The following is an 18,725-nucleotide window of genomic DNA, read 5'->3' as shown; positions in this document are numbered from 1 at the left end:
CATTTGTATGAGAGCAGCATCTCCCAAAAATTGAATTAGAAGATAATCTTGGCAAAATGGTGATCCTTGATATAGAAACAGGCGGCTCTAAAGTTGATGAAAATGGTTTACACGCTGCTGATTACCTGAGTGCGAAACATCCAAATGCTAGACTTTTGGGTATCCCTATTGGATCTAACGTTGGGGCATCTCTAGGTGGTGTCATGGATGGTGTTTTTAAGTAATTTTACTTAGAGAGCTTGATAGATAGGCTAAAATTAATTTTATGGGATTTTGCTTAAAAGTCAAGCTGTTTGAGTTTAAATTTATGATAATCTTCACTGCGCTGGTTTAGAAAAATGCTGACACTGCTTTATATTATGTAGCCTATATTACAGGTTTCTAAGAGAGCGCATTCTCAAGGAGAAACTTTAGACGAGCTACAAGCAAACCTACGTGAAGCGATTGAAATACTGTTGGAAAATGAGAATATAGCCTTCCATCGTTCTTCAATTCAGTACGATCGCTCTTTTAGTTTCTAGCCTTATTGTTGTGCGAAGAGTGCCAGCTTTGATTGGGCGATCGCACGATCGTAAGTCGCGTTACAATTTAGTTCAAAACAAAATTATGTATGCTGACTGACCAAAACAAAGCAATCGTTCTCCAGTTCTACAAAGCGTTCGACGATCGCAAAATGGAACAAGCCTTAGAGCTTCTAGCGCCGAATTTTATTGCTCACATGGCGGGAATGCCAAAGCCATTGGACGGGGAGGGGTTCAAGCAGTTCGGGATGTCGTTTTATTTAGCTTTTAGTCAGGGTCAACACGTTTTTGATGAGGTCGTGGTTGCAGACAATAAAGTGGTGACGTGCGGAACGTTCACAGCAAAACACCTCGGAGAATTTCAGGGTCTGCCGCCAACGGACAAACAAATCAGCTTGGCGATTATGCACATCGATCGAGTCGAGAATGGCAAAATCGCGGAGCATTGGGGGCACGGCGATGCACTTGGATTAATGCAGCAGTTAGGGATTGTGTTCTTGCCGGGTCCAAAGTTACTACCGCACATTTTGAGAGGTGCTGCGTCCAAACTGTTTAAAAAATCCGCCCATAAATAAGATTGTCAGAGCTTGTAGTTGACAGTGGCACAACAAGTCATGGTAACAGTTACGTCGATCTCGCCGCATAACACATTGCGCCCTCACCGGAACAAAGCATGAATTATCTGTTGAATTACAATGGTTGTCGCCGTCCGGTTAGTCCAAACGCGCCCAAGAGCGATCGCAAAACCCAATACTTCAAAATTACCTGTGGATCGATATGTCGATGTCGGCTTCACAACATTAGGCCGATAATTCTAGAGTGTTTGATTTAATACTAAATGCTACGGATGTCGATCGGGCTACTATTTTTTATTTTCAAATCGATTTCTTATAACTCTTCTCGGGTGGCAGGAGAGCCCGCCTGAAAGCTTAAATTTAAATGTAGAACAGCTTGCAAATTTTTACTGCTCCATGAGGAAGCCAAAAAGATATATCATAACCTTAACCAGATCATTTCTTCCCAGATATGTTCTACTGTTCTAATCCAAGGTGTTCCCATCCTTTCAATCCCGACAACTCTAAATTTTGTCAAAGTTGCGGCAAGTCCGACCTCACGCCTCTATTCAGAAACCGCTACCGCGTGATTAGACTGTTGGGGGAAGGGGGATTTGGCAGAACTTATGAAGCGGTAGATACCGATCGCATGGACGATCCCTGCGTAATCAAGCAGTTTGTACCCCAATTTCAAGGAACCTCCGCACTTGAAAAAGCCACAGAATTGTTTAAAGCAGAAGCAAAACGACTTTACGAACTCGGCGAACATCCCCAAATTCCTCGATTAATTGCTTATTTTGAGCAAGACAAGCGACTTTATTTAGTACAAGAGTTAATTGAGGGGCAAACTTTACTAGCAGAATTAACTCAGCAGGGTGTTTTTAGCGAAGAAAAAATTTGGCAGTTACTCGCAGATGTACTGCCGATTTTGAAATTTGTGCACGATCGCAATGTCATTCACCGAGACATCAAACTTGAGAATATCATGCGCCGCCGCACCTCTGTTAGCTCATCCCTGCCAAAGGCGGGGAATTTTCGCAATTCAGCTTTCCGAAGAGGAGGGCGCGGAGAGTTAGTTTTGATAGATTTTGGCATTTCCAAACAAGTGACGGGCTCGCTGATGAGCCAAGTAGGCACGACGGTAGGAACGCCCGGATATTCGCCGATAGAACAAATGCGCGGTCAAGTTTTCCCCGGAAGCGATTTGTACAGTTTGGGAATAACTTGCCTAAGACTGCTAACTCAATGTTTGCCAAAACTTGACGGTTCCGATGACCTTTATGACCCGATAAACGGCGGCTGGATTTGGAGAGAACGGTTGCCAGTCGGCACAAAAGTCAGCAGCGAGTTGACAAAAATTTTAGATAAATTAATTGAAGATTATCTCAAAAATAGATATCAATCTGCTGATGAAGTAATCAAAGCTTTAAATCTCTATTCTTTACCTCCCCAACCCCCTTTTGTCAAGGGAGGACAACTTGCTTTAAATTCTGCTGTGACCAAGGGAGGCCCACTTGCTTTAAATTCTGTTGTGACAAAGGGAGGGTCACTTGCTATTAATACTCCGCTCAATCACAGCGGGCCAATCAATAGCCATATCTCTGTTAATCCCAGGGTGAAACCCAACCCCAATCCCCTTCCGAACAAGTCATCGCAGAGAACTGCCGCTGTCAAAAGCACTTTTGAGTTTCAGGTGGTGACAGTAGACAAGCGCGGGAAGCAAACTAATCTTAACAGCGGCAAAGCGCGTTTTTTTGAAGAACATCTTGGTAGCAGTACAGTGCTGGAAATGGTATTTGTTGCCGGCGGTACTTTCCTCATGGGTTCTCCAAAGCAGCGGGGTGACAGCGACGAAAAACCGCAGCACCCAGTAACTTTAAGATCTTTCTATATTAGCAAATTTCCAGTCACTCAGGCCCAGTGGACAGCAGTTGCAGCGCTGCCAGAAATTAAAATATTTCTCAATCCCGATGCTGCTCGTTTTAAAGGTGCAAATCGACCTGTAGAAAATGTATCTTGGTACGAGGCGGTGGAGTTTTGCGATCGACTTTCTCGCAAAACGGGTAAGAATTATCGCTTGCCTAGCGAAGCCCAATGGGAATATGCTTGCCGGGGGCAAACTACGGGGCCGTTTCACTTTGGGGAAACGATTACCAGTGAGTTAGCCAATTACAACGGAAATTCTAATTACGCTGATGCGCCGAAGGGAGTTTATCGCTTTCAAACGACAGATGTTGGCAGTTTTAAACCTAATGCTTTTGGATTGTACGATTTCCACGGTAATGTTTGGGAATGGTGCGCGGATTCTTGGCACAATAATTATAACGGTGCGCCTGCTGATGGCAGCGTTTGGGAATCGGACGGTGACTCTTCGCTGAGGTTGTTGCGGGGGGGTTCTTGGAACGATCATCCTCCCAATTGTCACAGCGCGTGCCGCCTCAGATATCAGCCGGATTGCAAGGCTAGTATTGTGGGTTTTCGAGTGGTTGTTTCTGTTGTTTAAGAATGGCTGTCACGCCTTTTTAGCTTAACTAAAACTTAACCAGCTAAAAACAGTTTCAACTGTCAATTCTAACTCAATTCCATTAAGTATTGGTAAATCACTTGCACCTTCGTACACTTCCACTCTTTGCCCGGGAAATACTGCTAAAATAATTTCTTCTTCTGGAATCATTAACCACCCCAATTCAGTACCTTGTTGCGAACAAGCAAGTAATTTAGCAAGCACTTTAGTTTGGCTTTGTTCGGGAGAAAGAATTTCGATCGCCCAGTCTGGATAAATTTCAAAACGGTTAGCAATGCTACCAGATGGTAGAAAGGGAATTCTTTCCCACCGGAATACTGCTAGATCTGGGACGAGTGATGCACCGCCAAAAGTGCAACGCAACTCTGGAAAAGCATAAGCAATTTTTGGTGTTTCGACTATTTGGTTGATGACATTACAAAGCTTACCCTGCAATCTGCTATGTTCACCTGGAGGTATGGGTTTTTGAATGATTTCTGCGTTGAGATATTCTGAAGCTGGCTCCGTTTCTGGAAGTTTTAGGAACTCGTCTAAGTTGGGCGATATTTTAATGACTGTAGTCATAGGTCAAGTAGATTTTAGATTTGAGATTTTAAATGGGATAAATATCAGAACCCCGACTGTTTAAAAGTCGGGGTTCTGATATCTATTCTGAAGGATAAATTATTGCCTTAACTAGCCTTCTTCTGAGGAGCCACTATGCGTTCCACACTCATAGCAGCTACGCTCAACGTCACCACAGCCATGCCCAGAATTGCCACAGGCTGCAACTTCTCATTGATAATTATGAACGCAAAAAGTCCCGTCATCGCCGGCCCCAAAGTGCCAATAACTGACGCTAAGGCTGCCCCCGCAAAGCGGATGGCAAAATTATTCAAAAGATAGCTAAACAGCGTCAGCACGCCTAAAACAACGCCTCCCACAATCAAACCGGGCCAAACATTTTGATCGATGTTAGGAGCAAAATTGTCCGACAGTGGCACCCACAAACTCAGGGCCGAAAATACAAAAATCGCGGCAAAATTAACTAAACTAAAAGGAATTGGGTGTAGCTTGCCCGCAGCCATTTGTGTCAGCAATACGTAACCTGCAAAGGTAATCCCAGAAGCCAGTGCGGCCATGACTCCCACCCCGACATTGCCACCGATCCGAGCAGGGGCAGCAAAACTCGGCGACCCAGCCAAAATTAGGCCTGCGGTAATTCCCAACATTGCCCAAAAGCCGACTGTGCTGGGGCGAGAGCCAAACAATATCCAAGAACCTAGTACAGTGACGATCGGATAAATAAAGAAAATCGTAATCGCAATCCCCGCTGGAATATTGCCGATCGCCAAATAAATCAAAACCTGAGATAAAAACAGAAAAAATGCGCTTCCTAAAACCTTGCCCCACAAAGCTCGATCGCCCGACTCGAACAACCGCCTAATATCTTTCCATACAGAAGGATACAGAAATGTCGCCAATATCGGCATCAAAGCCATCACCACGATCAGCCGCATCAACAAAATCAACAAAGAATTTCCAAAACCTGGAGTTACCACCCCCGGAAATTCAAACAACCCAAAAACCATCCGAGGATGTCTGCCTTTAATCAGAATTCTTAAACAAACATTAAACAGCGACAATACCACCGCCGAAGACAAAGCCAGCACCAAACCTGTCTGCACTTGAGAAGCTACTTTAGCGGGTGCCGTCGGTGGCGCTGAAGAAGGCTGTGGTAGGGGTTCCCGCGGCGTTTGCACAGGTGTTGGCTGGAGAAATTGCGGGCGAACAGAATTAACAGAATTAGTTGATTCCTCGACATAGGAATCTTGAGCATCGAAAGGATTCTCCAGATATTCTTCTTCTGATTCGAGTTCTTCCCTGATGCGGTTTACGAGATTTTGTAACAGCTCTTCCCCTTGCAGTTCCAGGGTTTTCATATTGTTGAGCCGCACGGAAAGCTCGCTTTCATAGCTGCTCAAATCTTGTTCCAGCATCTGGAAACTGCGATCGATCCTTTCATCCAATGCCGCCAGCAACTGCGAGGCCCGTTCGTCGTAGTTGCTCGGCGGCAGGGGTATTGGGAACTCGCCGCTGGGAATAGGGCTGCTGAGAGAATTTCCCGAGTTAGCGCTGAGTTCGTTGAACCGCTGCACCAACAAATCCTGCAAATTGTGAGCCAAAACTTGAGCCAACTGCTTGAGCCACAATTGCTGCTGCTGAATGTATCGCCCAGACAGAGATTCCATTTGCTGAGACTGCAATTTTCGATATTGCTCCCGGAGGTCTTCAATATCCTCAATCAGGTGATTTTTTTCAGTTTGCAGCCGAGTAATGTCTTGATTTAACTGGCCTTTGACATTTTCATGCAAAGCGTCCAGTTCTTGCATTACTGAGTGGAGGACTTCTTCTGCTGATTGTGCATCCTCTGGCTCGCCCTTTGACGAGTATACGTTCCGCTGCGCCATTAGCCTATAACCTCTAATTTAAACTGCACGTTCAGTGTTCTTAAGTATTTTGCCTGCATCAGGTCGCAAGTTATAGTGAGTGGATCTAAAAGATTGCGAACACTGTTTAATCAATAGTAGTCGCTAAGCTAGAAATGTGAGAAAATTGCGTGAAGCAAAGCTATCCCGCTCTTAATCCCCCCAAGAACACTTTGTGCAATAAGAAATCATACTACAGCTTGACCTCTCCACGGATTGCTCCCGGTAATTCTCGCATCTAACTTGGCCGATTGCACCCGAATCACAAGCCTAAGAGTCCGTTGGGCGACTAAATTTAATTGGGGGGTGGCACTCCTAGCCCCTTAACGGATAACTTGATCCTGCGGCCAGAAATCCGGTTTCTTTTGCCCGCCTTTCTCCCGCACTCCCGCACCCAGGTTTATGATTTTAACAGTTCCGATCTTTTGCTCGCGAAAGTTTTAAGAGGCGATCGCCCCCTCAAAAACTAACCCCGCGCCATCCAAAAATTAACACATCCCATCCTCGAAGAGCAACAGATATGGCATCCGAAATTTATGACAATTCCTTTACAAGCGATCGACAAAGCCTGAATATTTCTGAGGATGCGGAGGTGTGTGTCTTTCCGGCATCATTTGCCCAGCAGCGCTTATGGTTTCTCGACCAATTCGCACCGGACAACCCTTTCTATAATGTAGTAACAGCACTGCGCTTAACTGGTTCCCTCAACTTAACAGCCTTAGAGCAAACCTTCAACGAAATAGTGCAGCGACACGAAACTTTGCGAACCACTTTTGCAGCGGTATCAGGTCAACCAGTGCAAATAATCTCTGCTGCTTTCAAGACTCATTTAAAAGTATTAGACTTGCAAGATTTGCCGCCCGAACAACGGGAAACAGAAGCAAAGAAACTCTCCGCCGCCGAATCTCTTCGCCCTTTCAATTTATCCACCGGGCCGCTGATGCGAATCACCATCCTGCGGCTGACGGAGACCGAGCATATTCTATTGATAAATATGCACCATATAGCCTCCGATGATTGGTCGATAGGCGTGCTAATTCGAGAAATAGAAGCTATCTATACAGCTTCGATCGATCAACAGCCATCTCCCCTGCCAGATTTATCACTTCAATATGCCGATTTTGCCGAGTGGCAGCGCGAATGGCTGCAAGGTGAAGTATTAGAAACTCAGCTAGCTTATTGGCGGCAGCAATTGCACGGGATTTCTGTGTTAAATTTGCCCACTGATCGCCCTGCACCAGCTCGGCAAAATTATCGCGGAAAAACTCAATATTTAGAACTGCCCAAAAAGCTGAAAGACGCACTTTTAGCGCTCTCGCAGCGAGAAGGAGCGACTTTATTTATGACAGTCCTCGCAGCATTTCAAACTTTGCTTTACCGTTACTCGCAACAAGAAGATATTGTGGTAGGTTCGCCGATCGCCAATCGCAACCGCAGCGAAATAGAAGCATTAATCGGCTTTTTTGTCAATACTTTAGTGCTGCGAACAGACTGCTCGGGAAACCCGACATTTCGAGATTTTTTGAGACGGGTGCAGGAAGTAACCCTGGGAGCTTACGCTCACCAAGATTTGCCTTTTGAGAAGCTAGTCGAGGAATTGCACCCAGAGCGATCGTTGAATCGCCACCCGCTATTTCAGGTGGTATTCGGGCTGCAAAATGGGCCGGTGGACGAGCTAGAATTGCCAGAATTAAAGTTGAGTTCTTTTCATTTGGAGACTCAAACAACCCGCTTTGATTTAGAGCTGCATTTGTGGGAAGCTTCGGATAAGTTTAGGAGCAGATACGGCGAACAGTGGAAAGATTCGGAAGGGCTCAGAGGCGTAGCTGTGTACAATACGGATTTATTTGATGAAGTTACGATCGCCCGAATGCTGAGGCATTTTAAAACGCTGCTGGAAAGCATTGTTGCTAATCCAGAACAAAGAATCGCTAACTTACCTTTATTGAGCGAGGATGAAGTGAATCAATTATTCAGAGAATGGAACGATACTCGCACAGATTATCCTCAAAATAAGTGCATTCATCAGTTATTTGAAGAGCGAGTCCAGCAGCATCTGGAGGATGTCGCCCTAACTTTCGACAGCCAGCACCTCACTTACAGAGAACTCAACAGTCGCAGCAACCAACTGGCGAATTACCTGCAAAAACTGGGCGTGGGGCCGGAGGTTTTAGTGGGGCTTTGTGCAAAGCGATCGATCGACCTAATTGTCGGGATGTTGGCTATACTGAAAGCGGGAGGAGCTTACCTACCGTTAGATCCGAGCTATCCGCGCGATCGGCTAAACTTGATGCTGGAAGATGCTCAAGTTAAAGTCTTGCTAATTCAGGATAAATTGATTGAGAATTTCCGAGACTTCTCAAACTCGGTGATTTACTTCGATCGCGACTGGGAAGACATAGCCAAAGAAAGCGCCGAAAATCCCGCCAACACCGTAACAGCAGACAACCTAGCTTACGTTATTTACACATCTGGCTCAACAGGAAAACCCAAGGGAGTTGCTGTCACCCACAAAGCAGTAAATCGGCTGGTACTCAACACCAACTATATAAAAATAGAACCTACCGATAAAATTGCCCAAGCATCAAACGCTTCATTCGATGCAGCCACATTCGAGATTTGGGGAGCCTTGCTTAACGGCGCTCAACTCGTGGGAATTAGCACAAATATTACCCTTTCGCCTCACGATTTAGCCTTAGAACTGCGCCAACAAGGCATCACCGTTTTGTTTTTAACAACTGCCTTATTTCAACAAATTGCTAGAGTTTTACCGCAAGCTTTTGATTCGCTGCGCTGCTTGCTGTTCGGGGGAGAAGCGGTCGATATGAGATGGGTTAAAAAAGTTCTCAAACAAAACCCAAGCACTCAATTAATTCACGTTTACGGGCCGACAGAAAATACCACATTTTCGGCTTATTATTGCGTGCAAGACGTACCAGAAACCGCAACATCTATCCCCATCGGCCGCCCGATCGCCAACACGCAAATTTATCTCCTTGATGCGGATTTGCAGCCGGTGGCGATCGGTGTTATAGGTCAATTGTACGTCGGCGGTGACGGATTGGCGAAAGGCTACCTCAACCAGCCTGATTTAACTGCTGCTGCATTCATTCCTAATCCTTTTAGCAATAAATTTGGTTCTAGCCTTTATAAAACAGGTGATTTAGGTCGCTATTTAGTTGACGGCAACATTGAGTTTTTAGGCCGCATTGACGACCAAGTAAAAATTCGCGGCTACCGCATCGAATTGGGAGAAATTGAAGCGGCTTTGTGCCAGCATCCACAAGTGCGCGAAGCAGTAGTAATTGTGAGCGAAGACATCCCAGGCGATAAACATTTGGTAGCTTATGTTATTCCTGACGGCCTTAAGGAAAAATCACAAATTCACAATCTAAAATCAAGTGAGTTGCGCCAATTTTTGAAAGAAAAGTTACCAGGATATATGGTTCCTGCAACTTATGCAGTGTTGGAGAATATGCCACTGACGCCTAATGGCAAAGTAGACCGCCGCGCCTTGCCTGATATAGATACAGACAGCGAGGATCTAACAGAAAATTATGTAGCGCCTCGGACCGATCTCGAAAATGCGATCGGGAAAATTTGGGCTAAGGTTTTGGGAAAACAGCAGGTTAGTATATACGATAATTTCTTTGAACTAGGCGGGCATTCCCTGCTAGCAACTCAGTTAATTTCTCGCATCCGAGACGTTTTGCAAGTCGAGTTACCTGTCAGCAATTTGTTTGAGGCTCCGACTGTGGCGAGTCTGGCAAAATACATTGAAACAATGCGCTGGGCGGCGACTGGTTTGGATACTCCTAGAACAGACGAAAATGAGCGAGAAGATGTGGAATTTTAAGGCTTTACTACATAATTGCTGGAGGATTTTGATTGTTTGGTGGAATTGGCGTCCGGCAGCATCTCACTTTTGCAGCCAAGCTAGAAATTGGAGTTTTGAGGCAGGAGGCAGGAGGCAGGAGGAAAGAGGAAGAAGGAAGGAGCCAGAAGAAGTGTTTTTACAAATATGAGATGCTCCCGGATGACAATCCTCCTCAAACCCTGATGGAGTAAAGATTGAGCATCGCTTATGCTAAAAAAAGATAGGCAGCCTTAACTCAACCGTATTGAATTATAGATAACATTCTAATTTAAACTGTTCCCAGCGATAGATGATCTCTAAATTTTTAAATTTTACTATCAAAGAACAGGCTAACCACTCAACATCAATGATAAAAACACTCATAAAAGTGGAATGATCCTAATAAAAACATGAGCTATCCTCTACCAAAAGCTTCCTTAATGCAAGTTCCCTCTAATTCGGGGATGCTGATGCTGGGAATGGCTGGCAGAGATGTGATAAAAACTGGTAGATAAATTCTACGCTCATGTGGTGGTCATCACTGTTTTTTCTTGGCAATAATCTGATAATGGCTCGGATTCGTTGTTATCAAGAAAAATTTGTGTAATTCATTGAAGTCAATTCATACCTTTTATTACAGTGAGAGCAGAAACTCATGGAAAATACATTGTTCGATCGCACATTCCGGGACAGCGAAGGCAATATTGTTATAGCTCAGCCGCCAAATCTACCACTGAGTGTCGGGATTGTAGCTAGTTTATTAAAGCTCATTGTTACAACAGGGCAAATTAATTTAGCGTTGGATCTAGTAGCTTTTGGTTCTTTGTTTACTTGGGCTTGGGAAGAATTATTTCAAGGCGTCAATTACTTTCGTAGAGCATTAGGTCTGATTGTGCTTGTCGGTCTGATTGCCTCGAAACTTTTATAAGGAAGTGAGCATAAACAAATCGGAACCACCATGATTTTACCTCAACAATCTACGCCAACTTTTATTTTGTTATTGGCATGATGAGTGAACTTTCAGATGTACAGATGACCTCGCGCTCGCTGAGGAGATTAGCTTGATTCCATAGCATTCTCTCCTTTCTCTTTAATACCGCAATTGTTGCCATGAGTATTCATACCATTGGCGGTTTAATTCAGTAATTACCGCAGATTTCACCTTTATAAACTACCCCCCAGAAGCCGAGTTTCTTGCGGAAACTCGGCTTCTGTGTACCTCCCTTATCTGAAAAGTGCTGTATAATGCTCTCTCAACAGCGAGTCATCCCGAAAATCCGAAATGATGTCCAACCAAGCGTCTGACCGTCTTAAACAAAATGCTGAAAAAATTATGGCGATGTGGGAGAAGCGGGCGCGTGAGGAAGTCGGTGCATCAACGCATCAAACTTCTCTTGTCTTGCAAGATTCCCTACCTCTGTACTTAAACCAACTGGTAGATGAACTCTCAAACAGAATTGTCAGGACATCTGCCCGAATCACAGCCGACGAGGTAGAAAGCACCCGGATTGGCAAGAAGCACGGGCATGAACGGGCGGGGTATGCTGACTACTCTATGACTCAACTCATTTTGGAGTATCAGATCCTCCGTCAAGTAATATTTCAAGTTTTAGAAGAAGAAGCACCTTTAGGAGTGGAGGATCGAGACATTATTATCGGCTCCCTTGAGCAAGCGGTTAATGACTCTGCCACTCAATTCTCCGAAACGCTGCGAGATATTCAAGAACTATTTATGGTGACGCTAACTCACGACCTCAGAAATCCCATCAATGTCGTAAAAATGGGAACTCAACTAACTCTGCGGCGGCTGGAACGAGGAGATACCCACGTGGATGTGGCGGCGAGGATGCTCAGTGCGATCAATCGGCTGGATTCCATGATTCAAAATCTGCTTGATGCGAGTCGGCTGCGGGCAGGGCAGAGCTTAAAGATGGAATTGGAAGAATGCGATTTTTTGATGCTAGTCCAAGACGTGGTAGAAGATTTGAGCTTCGCGTATGGAGATCGGTTTGTTGTGGTATCTGAGTCTGAAATTAGGGCTTTTTGCAGCCGTAAAGAAATACGGCGGGTGATTGAAAATTTAGCAATTAACGCTGTGAAATATGGTGCGCCTAGTACGCCGATTACACTCACACTCCAGCAAACAGAAACGCAGATCAGCCTTACTATCCATAATGAAGGCGAGCCGATCGCCCTAGACGCTCAATCCATCCTATTTCAACAATTTCGTCGAACCATTTGCGCTGAGGAGCAAACAGGCTGGGGATTAGGATTATTTTTAGCAAAAAATATTACTGAAGCCCATAAAGGGACACTTGCGGTTGAAAGTGCAGAGGGCAAGGGGACAAGCTTTATTATCAACTTACCTAAAGTTCTTCTTTAGTTGGCGACATTCAGACTAAGAATAAAAATAGGTTATAAAATAATGAATCCACAGTCCACATTTTGAGCTGACCCAGAGAGGAAGCGCTTCAGCAAAGGCGATCGCTCTACACCTGCTATTTTTAAGCCGTCTGTCGTGCGAAACAACGCCTTTCGGAATTGACAAATCAGAGATATATCTCAATACCGTTCAGTTAAGCCCGATCCCCCCTAGCCTCCCTTAAAAAAAGGGGGGGACAAGAACTTGCTCAAAGTCCCCCAACAATCAGGGGGATGCGAGGGGATCTCCGAGGAATAAACAGTTTTAACTGAACCTACAGGATTTTAACTCACATTTTTAGTCACGAAATTTCAGTGCAGAATGCCCTGACAGCTTCTGCAAACTGCTGGTTATGCTCCATTAATGCCATGTGTCCTCCTTTCTGTATAGTAACTAGCTCTGCTTGAGGTAATTCTGCTTTCATTCGCAGGCTAGCTGGGGGGGTAGTGGCGATATCTGAATCGCCGCATATTACCAACACAGGAATGTCAATTGATGGCAAAGTTTTTGTTTCGTCAAATTTGAGCATTCCCAGTGTGCCGCGAGCGAGAACGCCGGGAGAACCCAAGGCTGATAAGAAAGCTGAAAACTCTAATTGACCGCGCGTTTCAGTGCCTTTAAATCCCGATAATTCTACACTGATGTGCAGTGAACCATTGAGATAGCTCAGCCAAGTCATTCCCCACATAATGGGTTCAAGAGCTATGGTGAGGTAGAGCATAGGTTGGAGCAGCGGCTTTTGCAAAGCGCGTAATAAACGGCTAAAAATAGCGGTTTTGACGGGATTAGTATAAGTCGTATCTACCAGAATTAAACCAGCTACTCGGCTACCGAGAAGTTCTGGGAAAAGCCGACTGAATGTTAGAGCAATCATGCCGCCCATGCTGTGTCCGAGTAGGATAACAGGTTTAGTTCCTGCTATGGCAATTACGGCTTCGAGATCGCGGGCAAATTTTTCTAGGGAGTAGTCGCTATTTTTTGGTCGAGTGGATTTTCCTAGACCTGGAAGATCCCAAACAATCACTCGGAAGCGATCGGTTAGTTGTCGTTTTGCGTAATACCAAACCATACTGTTCGGCCCCCAACCGTGGGAGAGGATAATCGGCTGTCCGTCCTCTGGGCCGTAGAATTCTACTTGTAAAATAGTGCCATCAGGCCTCTCTACCCGCTGCACCGTACCCGTCCGCGTAGGCTTCGGTTCGTCAGCACCGGGGCGGCGGAACAACGGCAAACTGATAAAGCGGCCGCCAACAGACCAAAGAAGCATCAAGACTCCGCTGACTAAGTAGGAAATCCCTATAAGTTCGCCGATGTACCATTCATAGAGAATGTATATACCTCCGCCAAGTACCCCGACGGACAGCAGTCCCACCAGCCATAGGAACAGGAAATTGAAGGGCATGAACGGCATAAGCTGAAACCTTGGGTAGAATTTGGGTTGCGGATTAAAACAGAATCATACTCAGGTTAGGCCACAGTAAGCAAGCGGTAAGTTAAGCTCTTAATTTGTGCGCTGGTGGAATTTAATTTATTGATCTGCCCAAGTAATGACAGGATAACTCAAAATGCCCGAGCCAAAAATATCGAGTTCATCGCCAAATGCCAGAGATTCTGTCAGGGTGGAGTTAGTTGAGTTTTTATCTTACCTTCGCAGTCTAGATATTAATATTTTTATTGAGGGATCTCGCCTGCGCTGCAACGCTCCCGAAGGAATTATTACACCCGAACTGCGCGCGGAAATTTCTCAGAGAAAAACCGAAATAATTTCATTTTTAAAAGCAGCTAATCGTACTTCTAGTTTCACTCCTACACCGATTGTTCCTATGGGGCGGGACGGAAATCTACCGCTTTCCTTTGCACAGCAGCGCTTGTGGTTTCTCGACCAGTTAGTCCCGAACAATCCCTTTTATAATGTTCCCGCAGCATTGCGTTTAACAGGTTCGCTCAATTTTTCGGCGCTGCAACAAACCTTCAATGAAATTGTGCGCCGCCACGAAGCTTTACGCACGACTTTAGCAGTAGTTTCGGGCCAAGCTGTTCAGAGAATAGCTGCCGCTTTCCACCTCCCGATTAATGTAGTGGACTTGCGAAACTTGCCAAAGGAATCTCGACAAACTGAAGCAAACAGGCTCACTGCCCAGGAAGCTCAACGCTCTTTCAATTTGTCCAATGACTTGTTGCTGCGAGTCACATTATTGCAGTTAGATGATACCGAATATTTATTAATGCTGAATATGCACCACATTGTCTCCGATGGTTGGTCGATCGGAGTGCTAATCCAGGAGTTAGGTGCACTTTACACGGCATTTGCTAGCGAAAAACCTTCGCCTTTACCGTCTTTGTCGATCCAGTATGCTGATTTTGCAAAATGGCAGCGCGAATGGCTGCAAGGGGAAGTTTTAGAAACGCAGCTTGCTTACTGGCGGCAGCAGTTAAACGGTATTTCTATGCTAAATTTGCCTGCGGATCGACCCAGACCAGCAATTCAAAGTTACCGAGGCAAAAGGCAATTTTTGCAACTGCCAAAACAACTGAGCGAGGCTTTAGAAACGTTGAGCCAGCGCGAAGGAGTGACGCTGTTTATGACAATGCTGGCAGCTTTTAAAACGTTGCTTTACCATTACGCGCAGCAAGAAGATATTGTTGTAGGTTCGCCGATCGCCAATCGCAACCGCAGTGAAATTGAAGCATTAATCGGTTTTTTTGTCAACAGTTTGGTGCTGCGTACAGATTTGTCGGGAAATCCAACTTTTCGGGAACTTTTAAACCGAGTCAAAGAGGTAGCATTAGGAGCTTACGCTCACCAAGATTTGCCGTTTGAGAAGTTAGTAGAAGAACTGCACCCCGATCGCGCGTTGAACCAAAATCCCTTATTTCAGGTGGCGTTTGCGCTGCAAAACGCGCCGGGGAATCACTTAGAATTGCCAGAATTAACACTCAGCCCGCAGCAGTTAGATGTGGGTACAGCGCGGTTTGATTTGGAGTTTCATTTGTGGGAGCGATCGCCCAACAGCTCGGGAAGCAACCAATCGCCCAGCAATAAGCTGTGGGTTGATAGCTCCGAGGGCATCAGCGGCATGGTTATTTACAGCGCCGATTTATTTGATGAAGCTACGATTACCCGCCTGATCGGGCATTTTCAAACCTTGTTAGAAAGCATTGTGACAAATCCAGAACAGCGCATAGCAAACTTGCAATATTTGAGCGCCCAAGAGCGCGATCATTTGTTAGTTGAATGCAACAATACTCAGGCGGATTATCCGCAAGATTTGTGCATCCATCAGCTATTTGAAATGCAGGCGGATCGGACACCCGATGCGGTGGCGCTGGTATTTGGAGATGAGCGAGTCACCTATCGAGAGCTAAATCTCCGCAGCAACCAACTAGCACGTTATCTGCAAAAAATGGGGGTTGGGGCGGAAGTTTTAGTCGGGATTTGCTGCGGGCGATCGCTCGATCTGATCGTGGGGATGTTGGGTATCCTGAAAGCGGGAGGAGCTTACCTAATTTTAGATCCGAGCTATCCTGCTGAGCGATCGAGCTTTATGGTAAAAGATGCTCAATTATCTGTTGTGTTAACTCAGCAGCAATGGGTAGAGAATTTACGCTCGCCCAATTTACAGATAGTTTGTTTAGACACAGACTGGGAGATAATTTCCCAAGAAATCGCCGACAATCCCACCAGCGCAGCCACAGCGGAAAATCTGGTTTACGTGATTTACACCTCCGGTTCCACGGGAAAGCCGAAAGGAGTGGAAATTGAGCACGGGAGCTTGTTAAATCTCGTTTTTTGGCATCAAAGAGAGTTTGGGGTGTCAGCGGGCGATCGAGTAACACAAATTGCAGCGATCGGCTTTGATGCTTGCGGGTGGGAAATTTGGCCTTATCTCGCCGCAGGAGCTAGCATCTACTTTCCCGAAGATGACATCAGGCGAGATCCTGAAAAACTGCAAAACTGGTTAGTATCAAAAGCAATTACAATTAGCTTTTTGCCAACACCTTTAGCTGAGAAAGTTTTGCTATTAGATTGGCCTCAAACAACAGCGCTGCGAATCTTGCTCGCAGGCGGCGAAAAACTGCAACAACATCCTTTAAAATCCCATCCATTTAAGCTAGTAAATAATTACGGGCCAACCGAGAACACCGTCGTCACAACTTCCGGTTATATTCCTGCAACAGAGCAAACAGACATCGCCCCGACAATTGGCCGCCCCATTGCTAACACTCAAATCTACATATTAGACAAATATTTGCAGCCAGTACCAATGGGGGTTGTTGGCGAATTGTACATCGGCGGAAACGGACTCGCTCGCGGCTACCTCAACCGCCCAGATTTAACCGCACAACGCTTTATTGTCAATCCTTTTAAACCAAATTCAGGAGAGCGAATTTACAAAACTGGCGACTTAGTGCGCTACAGAGGCGATCGCAACCTTGAATTTTTAGGACGCATTGACGAACAAGTAAAAATTCGCGGTTTCCGCATCGAATTAGGAGAAATCGAGACAATATTAACTCAACATCCGGCCGTGCAGCAAACTGTAGCAATAGCTTCGGAAGATGGACAGGGAGATAAACGTTTAGTAGCTTATATTGCCCTGAATCCCGAATATAGCAATGCCAGCGAAAAAAACCAAATAATGCAATTGCAGGACGAACAGGTTTTGCAGTGGCAAATGCTCTACAATGAAACTTACAATCAACCTGCTGTTGAGTCAGATCCAACCTTTAACATTGTCGGCTGGAATAGCAGTTATACCAATCAGCCAATCCCAGCAGAACAGGTGCGCGAGTGGGCGAACAATCAAGCCGCCCAAATTTTAGCTTTGCAGCCTAGCCGAGTGTTAGAAATTGGCTGCGGCACAGGTTTGTTGCTGTTCCAAATTGCCCCTCGCTGCACTCAATATTGCGGTACAGACTTTTCACCTATTTCGCTCAACTATATTCAGCAGCACTTGGCAAATCAAGAGTTAGCTAATGTAACGCTACTTCAGAAAATGGCGACTGACTTTGAAGGAGTAGAGACAGCAGCTTTTGACGCAGTAATTCTAAACTCTGTCGTCCAATATTTCCCGAATATCGACTATCTCGTGCAGGTGCTAGAAGGTGCGGTGAAAGCAACTGCTCCCGGCGGCTTTATATTCATCGGAGATGTCCGCAGCTTGCCGTTGCTGGCAGCTTTTCACGCTTCGGTACAACTGTATCAAGCCGAACCTTCTCTCGCTGGAGAACAGTTGCAGCAGCGAGTACAAATGCAAGTTTTTCAAGAAACAGAGTTAGTTATTGAACCCGATTTTTTTAGCGCATTAAAGCACCGCTTTCCGCAGATTGAGGGCGTAGAGATGCAATTAATTCGCGGTAGTTATCACAATGAGTTAACTGATTTTCGGTACAATGCTATTCTGCATATTACGTCGGAAACAGCAGGCCCAAAATCATCGCCAAAAGGGGAGGGGCGCGCCGAAAAACGGCTGAATTGGTTGGAGGAAAATCAGAATCTGACTGTTACCAAGGTGCAACAAATATTATTGCAAAATGAACTCGATGTTTTAAGAATTGCTAATGTGCCTAATGCGCGGGTAATGGCAGCAGTTAAGGCGGCAGAATTGCTGTCTGTTGTCGATAAATTTCCCACAGCAGGTCAGTTGCAGAAAGCCGTGGAAAAAGTCGAGGATTTAGGAGTAGATCCTGAAGCGTGGTATGCTTTGGAAGTTCCGTATAATGTTAATATTAGTTGGTCTAACTCCGACAGTCAAGGGCGCTACGATGTAGTGTTTGCACGGGGCGAAACCAGAGATTTTGTGCCAGAAACCAGAAGCGATAACTTGCGTCCTTGGCGCTCTTATGCTAACAATCCCTTACAAGCTAAAGCAGCGCGTAAATTAGTGCCGCAGTTGCAGGCTTATCTAGCAGAAAAACTGCCGGAATATATGGTTCCGTCGGCTTTTGTGGTGCTGGAGTCACTACCGGTGACGGCTAACGGAAAGGTCGATCGCCTCGCTTTGCCTGTACCGGAGCCGATTAAGTTAGAATGGGCTGGCGGTTATGTTGCGCCTCAGACTTCTATTGAGGAAGTTTTAGTGAAAATATGGGCTGAGGTTTTGGGGATAAAGCGAGTGGGTATCCGGGACAATTTCTTTGAATTGGGAGGCCATTCGCTGCTGGCGACTCAGCTTGTTTCTAGAGTGCGAGATGCTTTCGGGGTAGAGTTGCCTTTGCGCCGCGTTTTTGAAGCACCGACAATTGCAGAATTATCTAAGATTGTTGAGAGTTTGAAAGAGAGCGATGCTAATATTAAAGCTCCTGCTTTAGTGGCGATTTCTCGGGACAGTCGGCGGATGAAGCTATCATCTTTTAATCAAGAAAGTAAATAAAAAGGA

11 protein-coding genes are annotated in these 18,725 nt (G+C 45.5%); 8 read left to right on the top strand and 3 right to left on the bottom strand.

What is annotated here, in order from left to right; genetic code table 11:
- The first annotated feature begins 56 nt into the window (after positions 1 to 56).
- From QT996_RS16025 to QT996_RS16015, 3 genes are all read left to right on the top strand, one after another.
- Positions 57 to 224, top strand: coding sequence for a hypothetical protein (locus QT996_RS16025; protein ID WP_333047694.1), 168 nt, complete (start codon positions 57 to 59; stop codon positions 222 to 224).
- 386 nt (positions 225 to 610) lie between these two features.
- On the top strand, positions 611 to 1,096 hold the full coding sequence (locus tag QT996_RS16020; RefSeq protein WP_333047693.1) for an ester cyclase: 486 nt from the start codon (positions 611 to 613) through the stop codon (positions 1,094 to 1,096).
- A gap of 451 nt (positions 1,097 to 1,547) precedes the next feature.
- A complete protein-coding gene (locus tag QT996_RS16015; protein WP_333047692.1) occupies positions 1,548 to 3,578 on the top strand; it encodes a bifunctional serine/threonine-protein kinase/formylglycine-generating enzyme family protein in 2,031 nt (676 codons plus the stop codon).
- Between the two features lie 24 nt (positions 3,579 to 3,602).
- Here QT996_RS16015 and QT996_RS16010 read toward each other — a convergent pair whose 3' ends face one another.
- Complete coding sequence (locus QT996_RS16010; protein WP_333047691.1) at positions 3,603 to 4,163, bottom strand: Uma2 family endonuclease; 561 nt, start codon at positions 4,161 to 4,163, stop codon at positions 3,603 to 3,605.
- A gap of 107 nt (positions 4,164 to 4,270) precedes the next feature.
- Positions 4,271 to 6,049, bottom strand: coding sequence for an EamA family transporter (locus QT996_RS16005; RefSeq protein ID WP_333047690.1), 1,779 nt, complete (start codon positions 6,047 to 6,049; stop codon positions 4,271 to 4,273).
- A gap of 538 nt (positions 6,050 to 6,587) precedes the next feature.
- Between QT996_RS16005 and QT996_RS16000 the strand changes: the two genes are divergently transcribed.
- The 4 genes from QT996_RS16000 (at position 6,588) to QT996_RS15985 (ending at position 12,306) form a co-directional block, all read left to right on the top strand.
- Positions 6,588 to 9,923: an amino acid adenylation domain-containing protein gene (locus tag QT996_RS16000; protein WP_333047689.1), complete on the top strand. Its 3,336-nt coding sequence runs from the start codon at positions 6,588 to 6,590 to the stop codon at positions 9,921 to 9,923.
- A gap of 32 nt (positions 9,924 to 9,955) precedes the next feature.
- Positions 9,956 to 10,135, top strand: coding sequence for a hypothetical protein (locus QT996_RS15995; RefSeq protein ID WP_333047688.1), 180 nt, complete (start codon positions 9,956 to 9,958; stop codon positions 10,133 to 10,135).
- A gap of 443 nt (positions 10,136 to 10,578) precedes the next feature.
- Complete coding sequence (locus QT996_RS15990; protein ID WP_333047687.1) at positions 10,579 to 10,851, top strand: hypothetical protein; 273 nt, start codon at positions 10,579 to 10,581, stop codon at positions 10,849 to 10,851.
- Between the two features lie 354 nt (positions 10,852 to 11,205).
- Positions 11,206 to 12,306: a HAMP domain-containing sensor histidine kinase gene (locus QT996_RS15985; RefSeq protein ID WP_333047686.1), complete on the top strand. Its 1,101-nt coding sequence runs from the start codon at positions 11,206 to 11,208 to the stop codon at positions 12,304 to 12,306.
- Positions 12,307 to 12,646: 340 nt separating this feature from the next.
- On the opposite strand, the gene QT996_RS15980 is transcribed toward QT996_RS15985, so the two are convergent.
- Complete coding sequence (locus tag QT996_RS15980) at positions 12,647 to 13,747, bottom strand: alpha/beta hydrolase (RefSeq protein WP_333047685.1); 1,101 nt, start codon at positions 13,745 to 13,747, stop codon at positions 12,647 to 12,649.
- 163 nt (positions 13,748 to 13,910) lie between these two features.
- Between QT996_RS15980 and QT996_RS15975 the strand changes: the two genes are divergently transcribed.
- Complete coding sequence (locus tag QT996_RS15975) at positions 13,911 to 18,719, top strand: amino acid adenylation domain-containing protein (protein ID WP_333047684.1); 4,809 nt, start codon at positions 13,911 to 13,913, stop codon at positions 18,717 to 18,719.
- The last annotated feature ends 6 nt before the right edge of the window (positions 18,720 to 18,725 follow it).

Origin of the sequence: Microcoleus sp. S13C4 (genome assembly GCF_036700865.1) — a bacterium.
GTDB lineage: Bacteria > Cyanobacteriota > Cyanobacteriia > Cyanobacteriales > Microcoleaceae > Microcoleus.
The sequence above is the reverse complement of the archived record's forward strand: the minus strand, read 5'-3'. Positions and strand labels throughout refer to the sequence as shown.